The sequence below is a fragment of the Nonomuraea antimicrobica genome (assembly GCF_039536965.1).
Taxonomy (GTDB): domain Bacteria; phylum Actinomycetota; class Actinomycetes; order Streptosporangiales; family Streptosporangiaceae; genus Nonomuraea; species Nonomuraea antimicrobica.
The window spans coordinates 1-3,035 of the sequence record NZ_BAAAZP010000129.1; the positions used below are offsets into that span (position 1 = coordinate 1).

Here is a 3,035-nt window from a genome sequence, read left to right on the forward strand (position 1 = left end):
TCGCCGTCGGAGCCGACCGGATCCCGGCCGGGTCGTGGCTCTCCCGGCAGACGGCGCGGGCGCTCGTCCTCGCCGCGGCGGCCCCGTCGCCGCTGGACCTCGTCGCCGACCTCAACGACCAGGTGGCGAACGCCTCCTACAGCTTCGGCACCGTCGCCCCTGAGACGCTCGCCTCGGCGTACGCGATCGTCCTGGCGACCGGCGGCGACCCGGTCACCGCGCTGCCGCTGGCCGGCATGGTCGCCAAGCAGAGCGACAGCATGCCCGCGATGGTGGGCGCGCTCACCGGCGCCCTGAGCGGCGCCGAGGCGCTGCCGGCCACGTGGCGGGCGAAGGTCGACCGGGTGCGGGGCCACTGCCTGCCGCAGCTCTCCGGCACGTCGCTCGCCGCGGTCGCCGACGACCTCGTCGCGGCGAACGAGCGGGACACCGGCCAGGCCGGGCGCAGGGATGGCTAGGGGACGAGGACGCCGGGGTTGAGCACCCCGGCGGGGTCCAACTCGGCCTTGACCGCCCGCAGGACGCGCACCCCCACGGCCCCGATCTCCTCCGCGTACGCGCCGAGGTGGTCCCGCCCCACCCCGTGGTGGTGGGTGATCGTGCCGCCCGCCGTCACGATCGCGGCGTTCACCGCCGCCTTCGCCCGCTCCCACTGCGCCACCGGGTCGGCGTCCTGCGGGGTGACGACGGTGAAGTAGAGCGAGGCGCCCGTCTCGTACACGTGCGAGATGTGGCACATCACGAGCGGCGACCCGAGCGAGCCCAGCAGGGCCAGGCGGACGGCGTCGTACAGCCGGGGCAGGTTCGCCCAGAAGCCGGCCGTCTCCAGCGTCTCGACGGTGGCCCCGGCCGCGAGCAGGGAGTCGCGCAGGTAGGGCGCGGAGTAGCGGCCCTGCTCCCAGGCCCGTCCGGGCTCCGGCCCGAGGGCCCGGCCTCCCATCCGGGTCAGCAGGGCGGAGGCGGCGGCGTGCCTGGTCGCCACCCGGGCGCCCTCGTAACCGGCGATCAGCAGGCAGCCGGAGCCGCCGGAGCCGATCTCGTCCGGCTTTGCCAGGCCGATCATCGTCTCGGTCTCGTCGGAGAGCCTGAGCACGGTCGGCAGCGGGCCTTCCTGGGCCAGCGCCCGCACGGCTGCGGACCCGGCGGCGAACGACGCGAAGTGCCATCCCTCGTACCGCCGCTCGGCGGGGGCGCGGCGGACCCGCAGCCGCAGCGACGTGATCACGCCGAACGCGCCCTCCGAGCCGAGGACGAGCTGGCGCAGGTCGGGCCCGGCGGCCGACTTGGGGGCGCGGCCGAGTTCCAGGGTGCCCGACGGGGTGGCCAGGGTGAGGCCCACGACCATGTCGTCGAAGCGGCCGTACCCGGCCGAGCCCTGGCCGCTGGAGCGGGCCGCGGCGAAGCCGCCGAGCGTGGCGTACTCGAAGGACTGGGGGAAGTGCCCCAGCGTGAGCCCGTGCCCGGCGAGCAGCCGCTCGGCGTCGGGAGCCCGCGCGCCGGGCTCGAACTCGGCCACCATCGACTCCGCGTCCACCGACCGCAGCCGGTCGAGCCTGCCCAGGTCGAGCGCGATCACCCCGGCGAAGCCCGCGCGGGCGGCGGCGAGCCCGCCCACCACGGAGGTGCCGCCGCCGAACGGCACGACCGCGATCCGCTCCCGCGCGCACAGCCGCAGCAGCTCGGCCACCTCGTCGTGCGAGCCGGGCAGCACCACGGCGTCGGGCGCGTCGGAGCCGTCACCCGCGCGCATGCGCAGCAGGTCGGGGGTCGACTTGCCGCGCGTGTGCCGGACCCGGTCCTCGTGCCCGGTCAGGACGTGCCCGGGACCCGTGACGCCGGCGAGCGCGCCGAGCAGCGGCTCCGTCAGCGCGACCGGCGGCAGCCGTACCGACTCCAGGGCTGCGGCGGGGACGGCGGGGGCACGCACGCCGAGCAGGTCGCGCAGCAGCTCGCGTACGCGTTCCGGCAGCTCACGGGCCTTGCCGGGGTCGCCCCACCCCGACCACAGCATGGGTTCTCCAGTCACGCTTACACTGTGACATATGACGTCGATTCGTCACAATGAGGGCGTACTGGACGCGGCCCGCGACTGCGTGCTGGCGTACGGGGTGCGCAGGACGACGCTCACCGACGTGGCCCGCCGGGCGGGAGTGTCGCGGATGACGCTCTACCGCCGCTGGCCCGACGTGCGCACGCTGGTCGCCGACGTGATGACGCGGGAGTGGGTGCGCGTGGTGGCCGGGCTCGACATGTCCGACCCGGTGCGCGCGGTCGTGGCCGGGGTACGGGGACTACGCGAACACCCGCTGTGGCGCAAGATCGTGGAGGCGGACCCCGAACTGCTCATGCCGTATCTGCTGGACCGGCGCGGCGCCAGCCACGAGGCCGTGCTGGAGGTGCTGGAGCGGGCCGTCGGCGACCCGCGCAGGGCCAGGGCGGTGCTGCTGGTCGCCCAGTCGTTCCTGCTGTCGGCCCCGACCATGCTCGACCCCGTGACGATGGACGAACTCGACACCGAACTCGCCACACTGCTGGAGGCGTATCTTGGACAGCTCGCTGAACGCCGCCCGACGCTCGCGTGAGCTGCGCCGGGTGGCGGAGGAACGGCTGGACGTGCTGGTCGTGGGCATCGGTGCGACGGGCGCGGGCGCCGCACTCGACTCTCTCTCCCGGGGGCTGAGTGTAGCGGCGATCGACGCGCACGACCTGGCTTTCGGCACCTCCAGATGGAGCTCCAAAATGGCGCACGGCGGCCTGCGCTACCTGGCCAAGGGGCAGGTGGACGTGGCCTACGAGAGCGCGGTCGAGCGCGGCATCCTGCTCCGCAGGACGGCTCCGCACCTGGTCAGAGCGCACCCGTACGTGCTGCCGCTGACGCCGGCCGTCACCCGGCAGCAGGCGGCGCTGGTGATGGCCGGCTACCGGCTGGGCGACGGGCTGCGTGCCGCCGCGCGCACCCAGCGCCGCCTGCTGCCAGGGCCGACCCGGCTCAACGCGGCCCGCGCCCGCACGCTGGCGCCCGTCCTGTCCCGCGA

4 protein-coding genes are annotated in these 3,035 nt (G+C 75.2%); 3 read left to right on the forward strand and 1 reads right to left on the reverse strand.

Annotation, left to right across the window (positions count from 1 at the left end; translation table 11 throughout):
• The coding region (locus ABD844_RS34190; protein WP_344887170.1) for an ADP-ribosylglycohydrolase family protein at positions 1-458 on the forward strand (458 nt) is incomplete at its 5' end.
• Here the strand turns inward: ABD844_RS34190 and ABD844_RS34195 are convergent.
• A complete protein-coding gene (locus ABD844_RS34195; RefSeq protein ID WP_344887176.1) occupies positions 455-2,011 on the reverse strand; it encodes an FAD-binding oxidoreductase in 1,557 nt (518 codons plus the stop codon). The two genes, ABD844_RS34190 and ABD844_RS34195, sit on opposite strands and share 4 nt — an antisense overlap.
• A 31-nt stretch (positions 2,012-2,042) precedes the next feature.
• Here ABD844_RS34195 and ABD844_RS34200 point away from each other — a divergent pair, with 31 nt between their 5' ends.
• Positions 2,043-2,582 (forward strand): TetR/AcrR family transcriptional regulator, encoded by a 540-nt coding sequence (locus tag ABD844_RS34200; RefSeq protein WP_344887172.1) that lies wholly within the window; start codon positions 2,043-2,045, stop codon positions 2,580-2,582.
• Positions 2,545-3,035, forward strand: a 491-nt coding sequence (locus ABD844_RS34205; RefSeq protein ID WP_344887174.1) for an FAD-dependent oxidoreductase, incomplete at its 3' end; no start/stop codon positions are given. The genes ABD844_RS34200 and ABD844_RS34205, both read left to right, overlap by 38 nt.